A 19,065-nucleotide genomic window follows, 5' to 3' on the forward strand; every position below is an offset into this window, starting at 1 on the left:
GAAATCACGCTTTGAAAACCGACAGATCGGGCTGACGATGGGCCCAGGGCACGGATTGCTCCAGCTGAGCGGCCAGCGCCAGCAGACGACCTTCGCGGCCGAACGGCGCCGCAAAGTGCGCACCGATCGGCAGCTTGTCCGCCGTCCAGTGCATGGGCACGGACATGGCCGGCTGGCCCGTCATATTGAAAAGTGCGGTATAGGGCGACGCCTTGACTGCCTCGCGTGCAAACGAGTCATAGGGCTGGTCCAGCGTCAGCACGCCCAGCAGCGGCGGTGGCACGGCCATCACGGGGGTCAGGATCAGGTCGTACTTGAGAAAGAAGCGGTCCAGAATCTGGCCGGCGGTATCGAAGTTGGTGCGCGCCATCAGCATCTGCTCGGCGGTATAAGACCTGGCCTTTTCCAGGTACAGCCAGTCCATCTGCTCGAGTTCGTCCTGGCGCACGGCGCGACCCAACTGCTTTTCGCGGGCGCGGATGCTGGCCATCATGCCCACCGAGGTCACCACACCCAGACCCGAGAACACCTCTGCCACCGGCAGCTCGGGCATGTCCTCGACGATTTCATGGCCCAGCGCCAGGCAGGCCTTGATGGCCTTGTCCACGGCCGCCTGACAGTCCGCATGCACGGGAATGCCAAAGTAGTTTCTGGTCCAGACAGCGATCTTGAGCTTTTTGGGCGCCTGACTGAGTGCCTCCAGGTAGCTGCCCTCCACATCGCGTGGCGGCACGGTGCGCGAGCCTGGCTCGCGCCCCTGAGTCAGATCGAGCAGATGGGCGCTGTCGCGCACGCTGCGGCTGATGACATGGTTCATGGACAGGCCCATCCAGCCTTCCATATTGGCCGGGCCGGCAGGCAGACGCCCGCGACTGGGCTTGAGGCCGAACAGGCCGCAGTGCGAAGCAGGAATGCGGATGGAGCCACCGCCGTCGCTGGCGTGGGCCACGGGCACAATGCCTGCGGCCACCACCGACGCCGCGCCCCCCGAGGAGCCGCCCGTGGTGTGGGCCGCATTCCAGGGATTGGGCGACTGCCCGTAGAGCAAGGACTCGGTCGTGGGCGTCTGGCCGAACTCGGGCGATGCCGTCTTGCCGAAGATATTGAGGCCGGCCGCCTTGTAGCGTGCCACCAGAGTGCTGTCGTGCTCCGCCACCGCCCCCTTGAAGAAACGGCAGCCATTGGTGGTGACCGTACCCTTCAGATACTGGTTCAGGTCCTTGAGCAAAAAGGGCACACCCCACATCGGCGCCCTGGCAGTAGCCTCGGCACGCGCAGCGCTGCCCAGTGCCGACATCTGCCTGGCCTGATCGCGTGCCAGCTCGTAGTCCTTGATGACCACGGCGTTGAGCTTGGGCAGGGCCTCGGTGCGCGCAATCGCGTCCTCCAGCGCTTCCAGCGGCGTGATATCGCCCCGGCGGATCTGTTCTGCCCAGGCATAGCCGTCCACAGCGACTGCCTCATGTTTCTTCTGCGCGGCCATCGCCGGCATGGTCGCCGCTGCGGCCACGGCACCTGCACCCTGAATAAAGCCGCGACGATCCACACCTTGATTCACTGATTCCATGGTCTCCATCCTTTTGTTGTTTGAGATTCAAGCGCCGCGTGCCCACCGCCTTGGGGGCGCTGGCCCAGGGTTTGCAGCAGGCGCCCGAGCGCCCGCAGGGCGGCCATCAAAGACGTTCGATGATGGTGACGTTGGCCTGACCTCCGCCTTCGCACATGGTCTGCAGACCGAAGCGACCGCCGGTGCGCTCCAGCTCGTGCAGCAGCGTGGTCATGAGTTTGGCCCCCGACGCCCCCAGTGGATGGCCGAGCGCAATCGCGCCGCCGTTGACATTGGTCCTGGCGTGGTCGTAGCCGGTTTCCTTGAGCCAGGCCATGACCACGGAAGCGAAAGCCTCGTTGATCTCGACCAGGTCGATGTCGGACATCGTCATGCCCGCCTTCTTGAGCGCATGTTCGGTGGCAGGAATCGGTGCCGTCAGATGCCAGATGGGATCATCGGCGCGCACGCTCATATGGTGAATGCGGGCGCGTGGCTTGAGGTTGTAGCGTTTAAGCGCAGCCTCCGACACCACCAGCACGGCCGCTGCGGCATCGCAAGTGGAGCTGGACACGGCAGCGGTGATTGAGGGATAGGTCGGATCCACCGGCTCCAGCGTGGCCATCTTCTCCAGCGTGCTCAGACGGGCGGTTTCGTCCATCTTGAAGTCGCCAAACGGCACGATTTCGCGATCAAAGCGACCTTCAGCGATGGCCTTCAAAGCGCGGTCGTGGCTTTCCTTGGCAAACACTTCCATATCGGCGCGACTCACACCCCAATGGTCGGCAATACGCTGGGCAGCATAGAACTGGTTCACAGGCGCGTTGCCGAAGCGGGCCTGCCAGCCCTTGCTCTCGGCAAACGGCGTGCTAAAGCCCAGGGGCTGACCGGCAAGCATGGCCGAGGAGATGGGAATTGCGGTCATGGTCTGCACGCCGCCGGCCAGCACCACGTCCTGCGTGCCGCTCATCACGGCCTGGGCCGCAAAATGAATGGCCTGCTGGGACGAGCCGCACTGGCGGTCGATCGTGGTGCCGGGCACATTCAGCGGCATTCCGGCCGCCAGCCAGGAAGTACGGGCGATGTCGCCGGCCAGGGCGCCGATGGTGTCCACGCAGCCAAAGATCACATCATCGTAATCGGCCGCGGGAATGTCGTTGCGCTCGACCAGCGCCTTGATCACATGGGCGCCGAGATCGGCGCCGTGCACGGCGGCAAGAGAGCCCTTGCGCTTGCCGGTGGGCGAGCGCAGTGCGTCAACGATATAGGCCTGGGCGCTCATGCAGCCACCTCTTCATCCATGTTCCTGATGGCATCCTGCGCAGAGCAGGAGCCGCATGCATCGACTTCCCGATCAAAGGTCGCGCCGGGCCCCACGGGGGCATCGGGGCTGCGCAGCAGGCCCTGGGTCAGGCGCGCCGCGTGATATGCCTTGTCGCCCCAGGCGGCATCCAGCACCCAGGCACGCTTCATGAACATCTGCAGATCGACTTCCCAGGTGTAGCCCATGGCCCCATGCACCTGCAGGCTGTTGCGCGCGGCAAACCAGCTCGCTTCGCTGCACTGGAGCTTGGCGTGCGAGATACGTACGGCCAGATCGGGTTCGCCATGCTGCAGCGCATAGAAGGCGCGGTAGAGCACGGGTTTGGCAAACTCGATCTTGGTGACGATGTCGGACAGATGGTGCTGCACGGCCTGGAAGCTGCCGATGACCTTGTCGAACTGCTTGCGCTGCGCCACGTAGTCCACGGACAGGTCCAGCATGCGCTGGGCCAGACCCAGCATCTGGGCAGCGGCGGCAAGCGCGCCGCGCTCGCCTGCCGTGTCCCAGACCCTCTGGCCCTGAGTGCCCTCGAGCAGGCGGGTGGTATCGGACGGCGTCCAGCGTACCTGCGACAGGCGGCGCGAAGAGTCGATGCTGCTCAGCGCCGTGATCTCGCACTGCGCGGACTTGAGCAGATGCAGTTCCAGGCCGGTGGCCGTGGCATGCGGCAGCAGCAGCACATCGGCCAGCGCGGCATCCGCTACATGGGGATTGACGGGATGACCCACGGCCACGCGGCAGCTGCCCGCAGCGATCCTGGAGAGCCAGACACGGCTTTCATGGCCATCAGGCAAGGCGCCCAGCATGCCCACGGCCATATAGGCGGTGTCGCTCAGGGAGTCGGGCAAGGCGTAATAGCCCACCTCCTGCAGCAGCAGCGCCCAGTCCACATCGGCCAGACCCATGCCGCCATCGGCTTCGGGTGCAGACAGGCCCATCAGGCCCTGCTCGGCAATCCTGGCCCACAGCTCGGGGCTGCGGCCGCTCGGAGTTTCCCAGATGTCGCGCAACAGCTCGGGAGCCGCTTCGGTCATCAGAAAGCGGCTGATCGAGTCGCGGAATGCGATCTGATCTTCGGTAAAAGTGAAGTCCATGGTTGTCTCCCTGCCGGTCAGGATTTGGGCAGGCCCAGCATGCGCTGGGCGATGATGTTGCGCTGGATCTCGTTGCTGCCCGCGTAGATGGGACCGGCCTGCGAGAACAGGAAGCCTTCCAGCCATTCATTGGCCTCGGCGTCATCGATGAGCTCGGCCCGCGCGCCCAGAATGCGCATCGCGGTCTCGTGAATCATGATGTCCAGCTCGGACCAGACGATCTTGTTGGTGCTGGCCTCGGCCCCGATCTGCGCGCCCTTGTGCAGGCGCCCCACCGTGTGATAGGAGGACAGCGTGTACGCTTCCGCCCCCTGCCAGGCACGCAGAACGGCGTCGCGAATGGAGTGATCGCGGTCGGCATCGACCTGGTTGCGCAGATACAGGTCCACCAGCTTCTGCGCGCTGCGCTGATAGCGGGCGGGAGAGCGCAGCAGCAGGCCGCGCTCGAAGCCGGCAGTGGCCATCGCCACATGCCAGCCCTTGCCCTCGGCACCCAGCAGGTTCTCCGCAGGTACCTCGACATCGTCGAAGAAGATTTCGGCGAAGTGCTCACGTCCGTTGATGGCGCGGATCGGACGCACGGTGATGCCGGGCGTGTTCAAGGGCACCAGGATGTAGCTCAGTCCATGGTGGCGGCTCGATGTAGGGTCGCTGCGAAACAGGCCGAACACCCAGTCGGCAAAGATGGCGCGGGTGGACCAGATTTTCTGGCCGTTCAGAATGAACTTGTCGCCCTTGCGGATGGCACGACTGCTGATGGCCGCCATGTCGGAGCCGGCATTGGGCTCGGACCAGCCCTGGGCCCACATATCGTCGCAGCGCGCCATGCGGGGCAGAAAGCGGGCTTTCTGCTCGGGTGTGCCGAACTCCATCAGCGTGGAGCCCAGCAGCAGGATGCCGTTCTGGTTCACGCGGGCTGGCGCATCGACCGCCCAGTACTCTTCTTCGAAGATCAGCCACTCTGTCAGGTCGCAGCCGCTGCCGCCCAGATCCTTCGGCCAGGTCACGGCGCTGTAGCCCGCGCTTGCCAGCCTGGCTTCCCACTGGCGGTGCTGCTCGAAACCCTCGCGGGTGTCATAGCTTTGCAGACGCTGCCTGGGCACGTTGTCCCTGAGCCATTCACGTACCTGGGCACGGAAGGCCTTCTGCGCTGGGGTGTATGTCAAATCCATGGTTGTCTCCTCTTCGCGCTATCGGTGCTCAGAACTTGGCGTCGCGCTTTTCCACGAAGGCGCTGCGCGTCTCGGCGGAGTCGGGGCTCATATAGGCTTGCAGGGTGAAGCCCTGCTCCCAGCGGTACTTGTCTTCGAGATTGCCGTCCTCGATGCCGGTCAGCGCCTCCTTGGCGATGCGGATCATGGCGGGGCTCTTGGCGGCAATCCGGTTGGCGATGTCCATGGCGGTATCGCGCAACTGCTCACGGGGAACCACGCGCTCGACGGCCCCCAGGCGCAGGGCCTCTGCCGCAGCGATCATCTCGCCCGTGAAAAACAGGTAGCGCGTTTTCTGCACGCCGAACATGCGCTGCAGATGGGCGGCCCCGCCCATGGCTCCGCGGTCCACTTCGGGCAGGCCGAAGGTGGCGTCCTCGGCCGCGATCACGATGTCGGATGCGCCGCAGATACCGATGCCGCCGCCCAGCACAAAGCCGTGCACGGCGGTGATCACCGGTACCTTGTTCAGATGCACGGCCTTGAAGGTGGCGTAGTTGCCTGCGTTCACCTCCAGGATGAGCTTGTCGTTCTCGGCCAGCTCCTTGATGTCCACACCGGCGCAAAAGCCCCGGTTCTCGGCGCGAATGACGATCACGCGCACCTCGGGCCTGTCGCCCAGCGCCTGGATTTCCCGGGCCAGACCATTCCAGCCGGCCGCATTCAGGGCATTCACCGGAGCGCGGTCGATCACCAGCTCTGCCACGCCGTTGTCATGAATAGTGGAATGAAATTGTTGAGTGGACATATCCGGTCTCGTTGGCTTGTTGTTATGCGGGAGTCAATGCGTTCAATGCGTTGCGACGGTCCATGGCCTGGCGGACGATGCCGCCTATCACTTCCTCGCAGCTGTCGAGCCTACCGATCAGCGCGGCCACCTGACCGGCGGACATCACGCCATCGGCCGGGTTTCCATCGACCATGGAGCGCTGCAGCAGCATGGGTGCGTTGGCGGCCATCACGGTCTGAGCCACCGAAGAAGAATCCTCGCGCAGGGCCTTCATGAAGATGCTCAGGGCCTGGCCTGTGGTCATGCCGGTCTCGGCCTTCCATTGCAGTGCCAGGCTCAAGGCAATGCGCAAGCGTTTCATGGGGCTGGCCTTTCCCAGCATGGCCAGATATTCGTTGGGAATCATTCGCTGCGGCATGCCATCGACCAGATGCGAGACGGCGATCTTTTCCGCATCCCTGGCGGCCAGATAGCGCTGCAGCGTGGCGGCGGGAACTTTGGAGTCACTGGTCATCAGAAACCGCGTTCCCATGGCAATGCCCGATGCGCCGTAGGCCAGCGCAGCCAGCAGGCCGCGCCCGTCATAGAAGCCTCCGGCGGCGACCACCGGGACCTGCACCGCATCCACAACCTGGGGCAGCAGCACCGTAGTGGGCACGCTGCCGGTATGGCCGCCCCCTTCACCGCCCTGCACGGTGATGGCATTGGCGCCCATCTCGATCGCCTTCTGAGCGTGCTTGAGGGCACCCACGGTGGGCATGCAGACGATGCCGGCCTCGCGCAGCCGGCCTATCACCTGCTTGTCCGGGCCACGGCCGTAGCTGACCGCACGCAGCCGGTACTTCACGGCCAGATCCAGCAGTTGCTGGGCGTTGGGCTGGAACATGTGAAAGTTCAGACCGAAAGGCTGGTCGTCGGTCTCGCGCTTGACGCGCAGGATTTCGGCCTCGATCCTGTCGGCAGCAATGGTGGCACCGGCCAGGAAGCCGAAGCCGCCGGCATTGGTGGTCCCTATTACCAGATCGGCTCCCGCCACATAGCCCATGGCCGTCTGGATGACGGGGTAGCGGCACCCCAGCAGGTCGCAAAGAGGAGTGCGCAGACTGCCCATGTCGTTCATATTGCTCATGCCTTTGACTCTTCTTTGTTGGCCTTGGCCATGGACCTGGCGTCCTGGCCGCCCAGTTGCCCCATGCCCATCGCCTGGCTGTGCGCGTGGGCAAAGTGGTGGTAGCCAAAAGCCATGTCCATGGTGGAACGCAGGCCCTGCAGTTCCTCGGCCTTGTTGACGACCATCTTGGTCAGCGCCATGCCCAGACGCGGATGGGCCGCCATGCGCTGGGCCATGGCATAGACCTGGTCCTCAAGCTCGGCACGCGGCACCACGCGGTTGACCATGCCCATCTGATAGGCGCGCTCTGCCGGCATGCGCTCGCCCAGCAGCAGAAACTCTTTGGCAATGCGCGGATGCAGCTCGTGGGCATGGGCAAAGTACTCCACGCCGGGAATGCCCATGCGCACCACGGGATCCTGGAAAAACGCATCGTCGCTGGCCACGATCAGATCGCAGACCCAGGCCAGCATCAGGCCTCCCGCCACGCATGCGCCCTGCACCATGGCAATCATGGGTTTGGGGATCTCGCGCCAGCGCCGGCACATGCCCAGATAGACCTCCTGCTCGCGGGCAAACAGCTGCTCTCCCCCGGGTTTGTTGGTGTGATCCCACCACAGGTGAACGCGGTCGAACGGCTTGTTGATGTCGCGCCCGGGCGTGCCGATGTCGTGACCCGCGCTGAAGTGCCGGCCCTCTCCGCGCAGCACGATGACCTTGACGCTGTCGTCATCAGTCGCCTTGCGCAAGGCTGCATCCAGCGCATAGGTCATCTGCGAGTTCTGCACATTGTTGAACGTGGGCCGATTCATGGTGACCGTGGCAATGCCGTTGTCCACGCTGTAGAGCACGGGCTCGCCGGTTTCGTAGACGGCCTTGTCCTCGCGCGTCACAAATTCGCTGGATGCATGCTGCATATCAGGCTCCCATGGCCGTAGCGCGCAGATTGTGCGGATCGAGCTGGGCCAGCAAGGCCAGTTGCTCGGGTGTGGGATCAGGCGTCACGTCCACGTTCTCGGGAACGTGAATCGGAAAGCCGGTGGCTTCCCTGACCTGTGCCGCAGTCACACCGGGATGCAGCGACACCAGGCGCACCTGATGGCTGGGACCGCCGAAGTCCATCACACACAGATTGGTGAAGATGAAGCGGAGGTCCGTGGTTTCCTCCAGCGTCCAGCCCTTGGCAAGGCGCGCGCTGTTGTAGCCCACGCTGCCCACGGCATCGACCTCGCCCGGCACAAAAACCTTGGTGCTGTGATTGGGCACGAAGAAGGAGTTGGCGTGATTGATGGAGTTGCCGGGGAAGCCGCGCACGCCCAGCATCATGGACTTGGGACGGGCATAGTCGCTGCCCACCATGGAGATATTGCCCTGACCAAAGCGGTCCACCTGCACGGGCCCCACCATGGCATGGCGCTTGCCACCCCAGACGTTGTCGAAGATGCGCGAGAAGCCCATCCAGTTTTCACGCTTGATCTTGTAGTCTCCGCGAGGGCCTACGGGCACGGGCTCGTTGACCACCCAGGCCTCGGAGTCCGTCATGATCAGATCGGTGTTGATGGACCGCATGCACAGCGAGGCCGCCAGTCGCGGCACCAGGCCGATGCCGGTGGCCAGCACCTCGCCGTCGTTTTCCCAGGCACGTGCCGCGGCGCAGATGACGCGATCTACCAATGCAATTTCACTCATCTCTTGGCCTCCTCAGAACACAGGCAGAGGCAGGCGCTTGATTGCTTCCATGCCACCCACTTTTTCTAGATATTCCTGCTCCGTGCACTGCACGTATTTCTGCTGGTAGCTGTCCCAGCCGCCCTCGTCCTTGCTGCTGGCCGCGTATTCCTTGAAGTGCTTGACATCAAAGCCATACAGGGGCGCGCAGGACGATGGGTGGGCACCACCTGGCAGGTGCACCACGCCCGTGGTTTCGGAACGCTCCCAGAACACCAGGCGCGCGGCTTGCTCCGACTCGAAGCTGCTGCTCTCGACCAGTTCGTCGCAGCTCACAAAGGTGTTGGTCGCGGCGCGCGCGAACAGGTCGTCCATATAGATGTCGGGGCCGGCAATCTGGCAGACGCCGCGGGAGTCCGCGCGATCCACATGCAGCAGGGCCACATCGAGATTGATGGCCGGCATAGCCACCCATTCCTTGCCGTCGTAGGGCGACTCGATCAGGCGGATGGAGCTGTTGTGCTTGAGCACATCGGTGCCCAGACCGACCCGGGTGGGAATGTAGGGAATGCGCATGCCGGCCGCCTTGAGGCCCAGCACCATATGACCCTCGTCAATTTCCATGACTTCGATCTCGCCGCTCTGACGGGCCTTGCGGAAATAGGGCTCCAGCGGAATGAAGTCCAGCGACACGAAGGCGAAGATCAGCTTCCTGACCTTGCCGGCCGCGCACAGCATGCCCACATCGGCGCCGCCATAGGCCACCACGGTCAGATCCTTGACGGGGCTGCGCAACAGCTCGCGCACCAGGGCCATGGGCTTGCGCCTGGGGCCCCAGCCACCAATACCAATCGTCATGCCGTCCTTGATGGATGCCACAACGTCCTTCGCTGTCATCAATTTATTGGCCATGTCTCCAAGCCTCCTATCAGTTGTTTTCAAGGCGGCCCACGCTGAAGTCGTGCCCCCAGAGGCTTACGGTCGTGAACTCATGCGTGATGTGGTGATCCCAGTCGATGATGGCGCCGCCATAACCGAACTCCAGGTCGAAGTGGGAGGGCGTCTTCATGTAGAACGAGATCATCTTGTCGTTGGTGTGCTGACCCAGGGTGGCCGAGAGCTTGACCTGGCTCTTTTGCATGCGGTCCATGGCACGGCCCACTTCGGGCATGTTGTCGACCTCCACCATCACGTGCACGCAACCCGATGCGGAAGGGAACTCGGCCAGAGCCAGGCTGTGGTGACGGCCGTTGGCGCAGTGGAAGAAATGGATGCGGACCGTGGGACCGGCATCGCCTGCAGGCTTGAAGTTGTAGATGTCTGAAAGACCAAAGCCCAGCACATTGCGCACAAAGGCCACAGTCTTGTCGAAGTCGGGTGCAGGCAGCACGGTATGGCCAAGCCCATAATCACCAGTGACGAAGCGCGAGACCCCCTGAGGCGATGCGAAATGACTGAAGTCGGACTTGAAGCCCCAGACGATCTCGTGGCGGTTGCCGGAAGGATCGGTCACCACGGCCAGCTGCTGCACATGGCGCTTGGCGCACAGTTCGGAGCTGCCCAACTCATAGTGCACGTCAGCCGCCTGCAGCACCTTGAGTGCCTGCTCGAAAGCCTCCTTGTCGGCCACTTCCCAGCCGGACGCGGAGTACTTGTCCATGCTGCCAGGCTGCACCTGGAAGCGGAACTGACGCTCGTCCATCTTGATCAGCAGATCGCCATCGGCTGTGGTGCTGGGCATCATGCCAAGCACATCGCGTGCGTAGCTGACCCAGCGATCCAAATCAGAGCTCTCGGCGACAACGTACGCAAGTCCACGTATTTCCATCATGATGTCGGGGCCTCCAACCCAAATCCTGTAGTGATGCAGAGGATTCTGAAGAGGAGAGTCTTGGCAAACATCGTCCATTGAGACTAACGATTTGCGGCCTATTTACCCAAATTTCATAGCATTCGTGCCAGATTCGACATGCGATTCAGCACAACAGACTAGAGCGCTTTACGCCCTTGCGAGCAGACCGCTCCGGCAGGCCTGCAGCAGCCGTGAAAACCCGGAGTACAAAAAAGGCCGCATCCCCGAAGGAAATGCGGCCAACACGATGAACTCGGTTTCCAGACGGATCAGGCAGTCTGCGCCTCCTGTGCCGGTGCATAGTCGTTGTAGCCTCTGGCGCCGGGGGTATAGAGCGTGTTGCGGTCAAACCTGGACAGGGGCAGCCCCTGGCGCATGCGCTGCACCAGATCCGGGTTGGCAATGAAATGCCGCGCAAAAGATATCGCCTTGCCCTCGCCTGCCTGTAGCGCAGCTTCGGCACTTTGCGCATCAAAGCCGTCGTTGAGAATCAGGTTCTCGCCAAAGTTCTCTCGCGCCAGCTTGAAGGCATCGATGGAGGGGTCGAAGACCGCACGCATCACATGCAGATAGGCAATGCCCAGCCTGGCGGCCTGACGCATCAGCTCGGCATGGGTGGCTGCGGAGTTTTCATCCGCCGTGTCATTGAAGGTGTTGCCAGGATTCAGGCGCAGACCCACGCGGTCGAGACCGATGGCCTCGCCCATGGCGCTCAGGCATTCCACGGCGAAACGTGAACGACTGCTGGCGTTACCACCATATTCGTCGGTACGCCGGTTGGTGCTGGAGTGCAGGAACTGCAGACTAAGATAGCCGCTGGTGCCATGCAGCTCGACGCCGTCAAAGCCGGCATCCATGGCGCGTTTGGCGGCGGCGGCATGCTCGGCAATCGCCTTGCGCACCTCTTCGGTGGTCAATGCCTGGGGCAGGTCGAAATCCTGCATGCCCGCAGCATCGGTCCAGATCTTGCCTTGTGCCTGAATGGCGGACGCAGACACCGAGCGCACGCCTTCGGGCTTGATATGGCGGCTGCCGATGCGGCCGGAGTGCATGATCTGCAGCACGATGGATCCCCCACGCGCATGCACCGCATCTGTCACGCGGCGCCAGGCGCGCACATGAGCGGCAGTCTCTATGCCGGGCTGGCGGCAGTAGGCCTGACCCGTGACCTCGGGCCAGGCCCCTTCGGCCACGATCAGGCCGGCATCGCCACGCTGGCCATAGTGCTCGGCCATGATGTCCGTGGGCGTGCCATCGGCATCGGCACGGTTACGCGTCATGGGAGCCATGACCACGCGGTTTTGCAGGGCAATCCGGCCTAGCTGGACGGGCGTGAAAAGCGTTTGACTCATGCCGGCTCCTTAGCGCACACGCATGCGCGGCGCCGGTGTGCCGCGGCGCATGGTTTTGAGGAATTGCTCCAGTGGTGCGGGTGCGGCCACCTGCGGCAGCTCGTCCTTGCCGGGGCGCTGGGCCCAGAACTCCTTCCAGCTCGGAAACAGCTCATGGAAAGCGCCATGGTAGGGCTCCCGGCCGGGCCAACGCATTTTCATGTCGCCAATCGGCGGCTTGTTCAGATCCGTGGCATACCAGTAACAGGGCAGACGCCGGCGGAAGTACCACTGACCATCGATGCGCTCGTAATCGTCCCAGTACAGCATCTGCATGATGACCCACTCGGCACCGCACTCATGCTCGTTCTTCGAATAGACCACGCCGGTGGCGTGATCGCGGTCCACGAACTCGATGATGTGCTGGCCCAGGTGGTGCGAGGTCCCCGTGAACTGGTCACGCAGCGTGCTGTCCTGCCAGGCCATGAAATGCGCACGCCCCACTTTTTCCTTGCCCACCTTGATATCCGGAGCAAACAGGTTCACATGGGCGTCCATGTCACGCATGTCCAGCGACAGGGAGTACTTGCCGGCCAGCTGACGAATCGCATCCAGCGACTCCAGCCTGTCGATACGCTCTTCGAGCGTTTGTGGCCACTGATTCACGGGTTCACTCATCTCTTCAGACTCTTTCTTACAGCGCGGTCACCAGCACGGCGGAACGACCGCCGTCCACGGGCAGGGCGGCACCTGTCACATAGCTGGCTTCGTCGCTGGCCAGGAACAGCACGGCATTGGCCAGCTCACCGGACTGGCCCACGCGCCCCATGGGAATGAGTTTTTCGGTGGTCTTGCGCGAGGCTTCATCGGCCAGCATGCCGGCCGTCGCAGGGGTTTCCACCACCGCAGGGATCACCACGTTCACACGGATGCCCGCCGCCGCTCCTTCGGCAGCCGCTGCACGCGAGAAGTTGATGATGGCCGCCTTGGCCGCCGAGTAACCCGACATATAGGGCGTGCCCAGCGTGCCGCAGATGGAGCTGATATTGACGATGGAGCCGCCCTTGCCGCCCATCAGCTTCAGCGCCGTGCGAGTGCCCCAGAAAGTGCCGTCCACCGATGTGGTGAAGTTGGCATGCCAGTCCGCCGTGGTCATGCCTTCGATGCCGCCCCAGGTATAGGCCATGGCGTTGTTGACGAGGATGTCCAGACTGCCATGCTTTTTGGCCGTCTGCTCCAGCGCTCCGACAAACTGGGCTTCGTTGCCCACGTCAGCCACGATGGCCTCGGCACTGCCGCCGCCAGCCTTGATCCTGGCCACGACTTCATCGAGAGGTTCCTTGCGGCGACCGCAGATCACCACGGTCGCTCCCTCCTGTGCGAAGCGCTCGGCCGTTGCCGCACCGATACCGGAGCCGCCACCCGACACAAATGCAATCTTGCCTTGCAGACGCTTGTTCATGTTTTTCTCTCCTTACAGGAAGGCGCTGCCGCCGTTGACGGCCAGGTTCTGCCCCGTCACAAAGCCGCTGTCGTCGCTGGCCAGGAACACGGCCACCTTGGCGATGTCTTCGGGCTCAGCCATGCGCCCCATGGGCACGCCGGCGATGATGGCATCGGCCCATTCCTGGGGAATGCCCTGCATCATGGGCGTGTTGGTGGGGCCCGGAACCAGTGTGTTTACACGGATCCTCTTGGACGCCAGCTCCTTGGCCATGCCACGGGTCAAACCCATCAGGGCGGCCTTGGAAGCGCAGTAATGGGCAGGACCGTCACCACTGACAGCCGAGGTGCTGGAGATATTGACGATGGCACCGCCCTTGCCTTCCTGCATCTGCTTGACGGCGGCACGGGCGCAGTAGAAAGCGCCGTTCAGGTTCACGCCAATCACGCGCTCCCAGGTCGCGTCGGGAATATCGGCAAACTGGTCCACCGAGCCTACGCCGGCGTTGTTCACCAGCACGTCGACGGCGCCCAGCTTTTCGCGGATTTCGACAAACAGCGCATCGACCGCAGCGCTGTCGGCCACGTTGGAGGAGCGGGCCAGATGCTTGCCAAGCTTGCCTTCCAGAGTCTGCCTGGCGGCTTCTTCATTCAAGTCCACGGCCACCACAGTGGCCCCCTCATCGGCAAAACGCTGTGCAATCGCTCGCCCCATGCCCTGGCCTGCCCCTGTGACCACGGCAACTTTTCCTGCTAAACGCATTCTTGTCTCCTTGTTGATGTGCAATCAAAACTTGGAGACAGCGTAAAAAGAAATCGCCTTCAGCCCATCGTCCAACAAGACTAAGCAGATTTGCGCGCATCGCTATTGCTTCAATAGCTTCGAGCGCTGTACAGGACTGCGTTCCAATGAATTTTTAAAGTTTTTAGTCAGAGGTTTGCAGCCATCAGGCCTCGGCCCGAGTTTCACATCACAAGCAACACCCATTATCTGGAGTTCCATGGCGAAGGCGCACGCGGCCTCTCAATCGGCGACCGCGCCACCATCTCGAACATGGCACCCGAATATGGTGCCACGGCAGCCATGTTTGCCATCGACGAGCAGACAATCGATTACCTCAAGCTCACTGGCCGCGAGCCAGCCCAAGTGCAACTGGTCGAGACCTATGCCAAGCAGGCAGGTCTGTGGTCAGACAGTCTGGAGCACGCCGAGTACGAGCGCACGTTGAGCTTTGACCTGTCCGGCGTGGTGCGCAATATGGCGGGCCCCTCCAATCCGCACGCCCGCCTGGCCACCAGCGAGCTTGCTGCAAGGGGCATTGCCGGCGACTGGACCGAAACTGCAGGCCAGATGCCCGACGGGGCAGTCATCATTGCAGCCATTACCAGTTGCACCAATACCAGCAACCCGCGCAATGTGATCGCGGCCGGCCTGCTGGCACGCAATGCGCGCAATCTGGGCCTGGAACGCAAGCCCTGGGTCAAGACCTCGCTGGCCCCCGGCTCCAGGACCGTGCCACTGTATCTGGAACAAGCCGGCCTGCTGCATGACCTGGAGGCACTGGGCTTTGGCGTGGTGGCCTTTGCCTGCACCACCTGTAACGGCATGAGCGGCGCACTCGATCCCGCCATTCAGCAGGAAATCGTGGATCGCGATCTCCACACCACTGCCGTGCTCTCCGGCAATCGCAATTTCGATGGCCGCATCCACCCCCATGCCAGGCAAGCCTTCCTGGCTTCGCCGCCACTGGTCGTGGCCTATGCGATTGCGGGCACCATCCGCTTCGATATCGAGAACGATGTGCTGGGCATCTTCCAGGGCCGCGAAATCCGCTTGAAGGACATCTGGCCCAGCGACGAGGAGATCGATGCCGTGGCCAAGGCCGCCGTCCACCCCGAGCAGTTCCGCGCGGTCTATGAGCCCATGTTTGCCATCCGCGCAGACCAGGGCGAAAAGGTCGCGGCACTGTATGACTGGCGCCCGCAGAGCACCTATATCCGCCGCCCGCCCTACTGGGAGGGTGCGCTGGCCGCCAAGCGCACGCTGCGCGGCATGCGGCCACTGGCCATACTGCCCGACAACATCACCACCGATCACCTCTCGCCGTCCAACGCCATTCTGATGGACTCGGCCGCAGGAGAGTATCTGCACAAAATGGGTCTGCCCGAGGAGGACTTCAACTCCTATGCCACGCATCGCGGCGACCACCTGACCGCACAGCGCGCCACCTTTGCCAACCCCAAGCTCTTCAACGAAATGGTGGTGGACGACCAGGGCAAGGTGCGCCAGGGCTCTCTCGCCCGCATCGAGCCCGAAGGCCGGACGCTGCGCATGTGGGAGGCCATAGAAACCTATATGCAGCGCAAGCAGCCGCTGGTCATCATCGCCGGAGCCGACTATGGCCAGGGATCAAGCCGCGACTGGGCCGCCAAGGGCGTGCGCCTGGCCGGTGTGGAGGCCATCGTGGCCGAGGGCTTCGAGCGCATTCACCGCACCAATCTGATCGGCATGGGGGTATTGCCGCTGGAGTTCCTGCCCGGCACGAGCCGCCACACACTGGGGTTGAATGGCACTGAGAGCTTTGATGTCATCGGCCAGCGTCGCCCCCAGGCCACGCTTACACTTCATATCCACCGAACGACAGGTGCCCGCACCGAAGTGCCGGTACGGTGCCGCCTCGATACCGCTGAAGAGGTCTCGATTTACGAGGCCGGTGGCGTGCTGCAGCGCTTTGCCCAGGACTTCCTGGCGGACAGCGCAGCGGCCGATTCCACATCGGCGGCTGAACTTGTGAGCTAAGGAGCAGCTATGAGCCAGGCACGCATACTGATTGTCACCCAGCCCAAAAGCCCGGTACGTCATCGCCTGCGTGCCCAGATCAACGCTTTGGGCCTGGATAAGGAACTGGGCGAGCGCCTGTTCTGTCCAGATAACTGGCACCAAACCTGGTGTGGCCCGCTTGACTCCGGGCAAGAGGCACTGCTCGCCTTGCTGGCCGCAGGCAATGCCGTGCAAGAGGCGCAGCTGAAGGCCTTCGAGCTCAGCTTCAACCGCGTTCGCGGTGAGGTGGGTGAGCGCATTCACTGGTCTTTGCGCACCCGCGGACGTCCAGAGCCTTTCAACCAACTGCTGACAACGCTACAGACCGAGTTGGAATCCCACGGCTTCAAGGATGGCGGCCATAAACCTCACATCACCATCAGCTACAGAGCTCTGCATGCCCTGCCCACTCGGCGTATCGACCCCGTCGACTGGCTGATCGATGAGATCCAGCTGGTCGAGCGAACCGGCACAGGCAAGCAGTTACGCTACCAGGTACTGCATCGCTGGCCATTGGCTTCCGGCTCTCCGCCTCGTCCTCAACAGCTACACCTGTTTCACTGACTCAAGGCTCAAGCCCTGGCTTGAGTCTTGAATACCTTGTTTGTTTGCCATTCCATGTCCCTCACTTCGCAAATCCGCATTCCCGCCACCTATATGCGCGGAGGTACCAGCAAAGGTGTGTTCTTCAAGCTTCAGGATCTGCCCGAAGCAGCCCGACAGCCCGGCCCAGTTCGCGACGCCATCTTTTTGCGCACCTTGGGCAGCCCCGACCCCTATGGCAAACAGATTGACGGCATGGGCAATGCATCATCCTCCACCAGCAAGGGCGTGATCCTCAGCCAGAGCGCAAGCGCCGATCACGATGTGGACTATCTTTTCGGCCAGGTTTCCATCGATCAGCCTTTTGTGGACTGGAGCGGCAACTGCGGCAACCTAAGTGCTGCCGTCGGTCCCTGCGCCATTCACATGGGTCTGATTCCGGCCGAGCGCATTCCGCACAACGGCGTGGCCACCATCCGCATCTGGCAAGCCAATATCGGCAAGACCGTCATCAACCATGTGCAGATCCGCGATGGTCAGGTGCAGGAGACCGGGGACTTCGAACTGGACGGCGTGACCTTTGCCGCTGCCGAAGTGGCTCTGGAGTTTCTGGATCCCGCCGATGAAGGTGAGGACGGAACTGCCATGTTTCCCACCGGCAATGTCTGCGACGAGCTGGACGTGCCCGGCGTCGGCCGCTTTTGCGCGACCCTCATCAATGCCGGCATTCCAACCATCTTTCTCGATGCCAAAGAGCTTGGCTACACCGGCTGCGAACTGCAGGATGCCATCAACAGCGATGGCCCCGCCCTTGCCAGGTTCGAAGCCATCCGCGCCCATGGCGCACTCAGGATGGGTCTGATCAAGCATCTGGACGAAGCCGCCACGCGCCAGCACACGCCCAAGATAGGCTTTGTGGCCCCTGCGCAAAGCTATACCGCCTCCAGCGGCAAAGCGATTGCTGCCGAGGACATCGATCTGGTGGTGCGGGCACTTTCCATGGGCAAGCTGCACCACGCCATGATGGGCACGGCCGCCGTCGCCATCGGCACGGCTGCCGCCATTCCCGGCACGCTGGTCAATCTGGCTGCGGGCGGCGGCGAGCGCCAGTCCGTACGCTTCGGCCATCCCAGCGGCACCCTGCGTGTGGGGGCCGAAGCCAGGAGCGAGCAGGGTCAATGGCAGGTCACCAAGGCCTTGATGAGCCGCAGCGCCCGCATTCTGATGGAAGGCTGGGTGCGGGTGCCGGGCGAAGTGCTGCTGGCCTGAGACCGACTATTGCCCTGCCGGGCGCCTGCCGCACGTAGGCCTGGGCAGGGTTCAAGCGCTCAAGATGACGCTTTCAATCCGGTGGCGGCCTTTGTTCTTGGCCGCATAGAGCTGCCGGTCCACGGCTTCTATAAAGCCGGCAGGTCGATCATGCTCTGCCGGCAGCACCGTGCCCGCACCAATGCTCATAGTGACCCGCCTGCCATGGGGCGACAGCGCATGCACGATGGACTGCTTCTGGATCAGGCGCTGGCAGCGCTCGGCCACTTTTTGCGCGGTTTCTGCATCGGCTTCGGGCAGCAGCACCACAAACTCCTCGCCACCGTAGCGCGCCACCAGGTCACGCTGTCCGTCCAGCGCCAGACTCAGGGTCTGCGCAATATCCACCAGACATTTGTCGCCCTGGATATGACCGTACAAATCGTTGTATTGCTTGAAGAAGTCAACATCGAAAAGCAGCATGGACAGAGGCTTGCCATCGCTGCGCGTGCGCTCCCACTCCTGCTCAAAACTGGTATCGAAGCAGCGCCGGTTGGCAATGCTGGTCAGACCGTCTCTGAAGGAGAGCACTTCCAGCTCCTTCTGCAGGCTCAGCAACCTTTCCTCGGTCTTCTTGCGCTCGCTGATGTCGAACATGAAGCCGATCAGCGCTTCGGCCTCGCCTTGCGCATTGCGCACCACATGGACCACATCGCGAATCCAGACATAGCCGTTGTCCTTGGTCAGAGCGCGATAGTCGGCCTCATGGTCCACGCCGGCCTGGGACTGACTCACACAGAAATTCACCACATATTCGCGGTCGTCGGGGTGCATGCGCATGGCCCAGTCTTCGACGCTGACCCAGCTTTCACGGCTCCAGCCAAGCAAGCTCTCGATCTGAGGGCCGATATAGGCGAACTTCATGGTCGCCCAATCAATCTTCCAGGGAATGGCCTTGGTGGACTCCAGCAAGGTTCTATAGACCGCACTCTCGTTCTCAAGCTCGCTCACGTCGGACATAACCCGTCTCTCTCCCGATCTCAATCGATAAAACATCAGGCCCGGCTGTGGTTCCGGCCTCGACTCTGCTCACCAGACAGCGGAGCCTGCGGTCCTTGACTCCCAGAAAGCCCGAGGCACAGC

At 62.7% G+C, this 19,065-nt stretch carries 17 protein-coding genes and 1 pseudogene; 3 read left to right on the forward strand and 15 right to left on the reverse strand.

The window, feature by feature from the left end; genetic code table 11:
- Window positions 1-4: 4 nt before the first annotated feature.
- The 14 genes from F3J24_RS19475 to F3J24_RS19540 form a co-directional block, all read right to left on the reverse strand.
- Complete coding sequence (locus F3J24_RS19475) at window positions 5-1,567, reverse strand: amidase (RefSeq protein ID WP_240154394.1); 1,563 nt, start codon at window positions 1,565-1,567, stop codon at window positions 5-7.
- A 106-nt stretch (window positions 1,568-1,673) separates the two neighbouring features.
- Complete coding sequence (locus F3J24_RS19480) at window positions 1,674-2,828, reverse strand: acetyl-CoA C-acetyltransferase (protein ID WP_167009823.1); 1,155 nt, start codon at window positions 2,826-2,828, stop codon at window positions 1,674-1,676.
- Entirely contained in the window at window positions 2,825-3,964 is a 1,140-nt protein-coding gene (locus tag F3J24_RS19485; protein ID WP_167009825.1) for an acyl-CoA dehydrogenase family protein, read from the reverse strand. Before F3J24_RS19485 ends, F3J24_RS19480 begins: the two co-directional genes overlap by 4 nt.
- A 17-nt stretch (window positions 3,965-3,981) precedes the next feature.
- Window positions 3,982-5,136, reverse strand: a complete 1,155-nt coding sequence (locus F3J24_RS19490; RefSeq protein ID WP_003057438.1) for an acyl-CoA dehydrogenase family protein — start codon at window positions 5,134-5,136, stop codon at window positions 3,982-3,984.
- A gap of 28 nt (window positions 5,137-5,164) precedes the next feature.
- Window positions 5,165-5,923 carry an enoyl-CoA hydratase family protein gene (locus tag F3J24_RS19495; RefSeq protein WP_167009827.1) on the reverse strand — a complete coding sequence of 253 codons (759 nt, stop codon included), beginning with the start codon at window positions 5,921-5,923 and terminating at the stop codon, window positions 5,165-5,167.
- 22 nt (window positions 5,924-5,945) lie between these two features.
- Window positions 5,946-7,034: a nitronate monooxygenase family protein gene (locus tag F3J24_RS19500; protein ID WP_167009829.1), complete on the reverse strand. Its 1,089-nt coding sequence runs from the start codon at window positions 7,032-7,034 to the stop codon at window positions 5,946-5,948.
- Window positions 7,031-7,933: an enoyl-CoA hydratase gene (locus F3J24_RS19505; protein ID WP_167009831.1), complete on the reverse strand. Its 903-nt coding sequence runs from the start codon at window positions 7,931-7,933 to the stop codon at window positions 7,031-7,033. The genes F3J24_RS19500 and F3J24_RS19505 overlap by 4 nt, the downstream gene beginning before the upstream one ends.
- Window position 7,934: 1 nt before the next feature.
- On the reverse strand, window positions 7,935-8,705 hold the full coding sequence (locus F3J24_RS19510; protein ID WP_167009833.1) for a CoA-transferase subunit beta: 771 nt from the start codon (window positions 8,703-8,705) through the stop codon (window positions 7,935-7,937).
- A gap of 12 nt (window positions 8,706-8,717) precedes the next feature.
- A complete protein-coding gene (locus F3J24_RS19515; protein WP_167009835.1) occupies window positions 8,718-9,596 on the reverse strand; it encodes a CoA transferase subunit A in 879 nt (292 codons plus the stop codon).
- A 16-nt stretch (window positions 9,597-9,612) separates the two neighbouring features.
- On the reverse strand, window positions 9,613-10,515 hold the full coding sequence (locus F3J24_RS19520) for a VOC family protein (RefSeq protein ID WP_167009837.1): 903 nt from the start codon (window positions 10,513-10,515) through the stop codon (window positions 9,613-9,615).
- A gap of 290 nt (window positions 10,516-10,805) precedes the next feature.
- Window positions 10,806-11,888, reverse strand: a complete 1,083-nt coding sequence (locus F3J24_RS19525; RefSeq protein WP_167009839.1) for an alkene reductase — start codon at window positions 11,886-11,888, stop codon at window positions 10,806-10,808.
- Window positions 11,889-11,897: 9 nt separating this feature from the next.
- On the reverse strand, window positions 11,898-12,545 hold the full coding sequence (locus tag F3J24_RS19530; protein ID WP_167009841.1) for a nuclear transport factor 2 family protein: 648 nt from the start codon (window positions 12,543-12,545) through the stop codon (window positions 11,898-11,900).
- A gap of 16 nt (window positions 12,546-12,561) precedes the next feature.
- A complete protein-coding gene (locus tag F3J24_RS19535; protein ID WP_167009843.1) occupies window positions 12,562-13,329 on the reverse strand; it encodes an SDR family NAD(P)-dependent oxidoreductase in 768 nt (255 codons plus the stop codon).
- Between the two features lie 12 nt (window positions 13,330-13,341).
- Window positions 13,342-14,073 carry an SDR family NAD(P)-dependent oxidoreductase gene (locus F3J24_RS19540; RefSeq protein WP_167009845.1) on the reverse strand — a complete coding sequence of 244 codons (732 nt, stop codon included), beginning with the start codon at window positions 14,071-14,073 and terminating at the stop codon, window positions 13,342-13,344.
- A 225-nt stretch (window positions 14,074-14,298) separates the two neighbouring features.
- Here F3J24_RS19540 and acnA point away from each other — a divergent pair.
- The 3 genes and pseudogenes from acnA to prpF form a co-directional block, all read left to right on the forward strand.
- A pseudogene (gene acnA, locus F3J24_RS19545) lies at window positions 14,299-16,110 on the forward strand (aconitate hydratase AcnA); the annotation flags it as partial.
- Window positions 16,111-16,119: 9 nt separating this feature from the next.
- On the forward strand, window positions 16,120-16,695 hold the full coding sequence (locus F3J24_RS19550; RefSeq protein WP_167009847.1) for a 2'-5' RNA ligase family protein: 576 nt from the start codon (window positions 16,120-16,122) through the stop codon (window positions 16,693-16,695).
- A gap of 54 nt (window positions 16,696-16,749) precedes the next feature.
- The gene (gene prpF / locus F3J24_RS19555) at window positions 16,750-17,943 is read left to right on the forward strand and encodes a 2-methylaconitate cis-trans isomerase PrpF (RefSeq protein WP_167009849.1); all 1,194 of its coding nucleotides are present in this window, start codon (window positions 16,750-16,752) and stop codon (window positions 17,941-17,943) included.
- A gap of 51 nt (window positions 17,944-17,994) precedes the next feature.
- Here prpF and F3J24_RS19560 read toward each other — a convergent pair whose 3' ends face one another.
- The gene (locus F3J24_RS19560) at window positions 17,995-18,942 is read right to left on the reverse strand and encodes a sensor domain-containing diguanylate cyclase (protein WP_167009851.1); all 948 of its coding nucleotides are present in this window, start codon (window positions 18,940-18,942) and stop codon (window positions 17,995-17,997) included.
- Between the last annotated feature and the right edge of the window lie 123 nt (window positions 18,943-19,065).

It is taken from the genome of Comamonas sp. Tr-654 (genome assembly GCF_011752915.1).
GTDB lineage: Bacteria > Pseudomonadota > Gammaproteobacteria > Burkholderiales > Burkholderiaceae_C > Comamonas.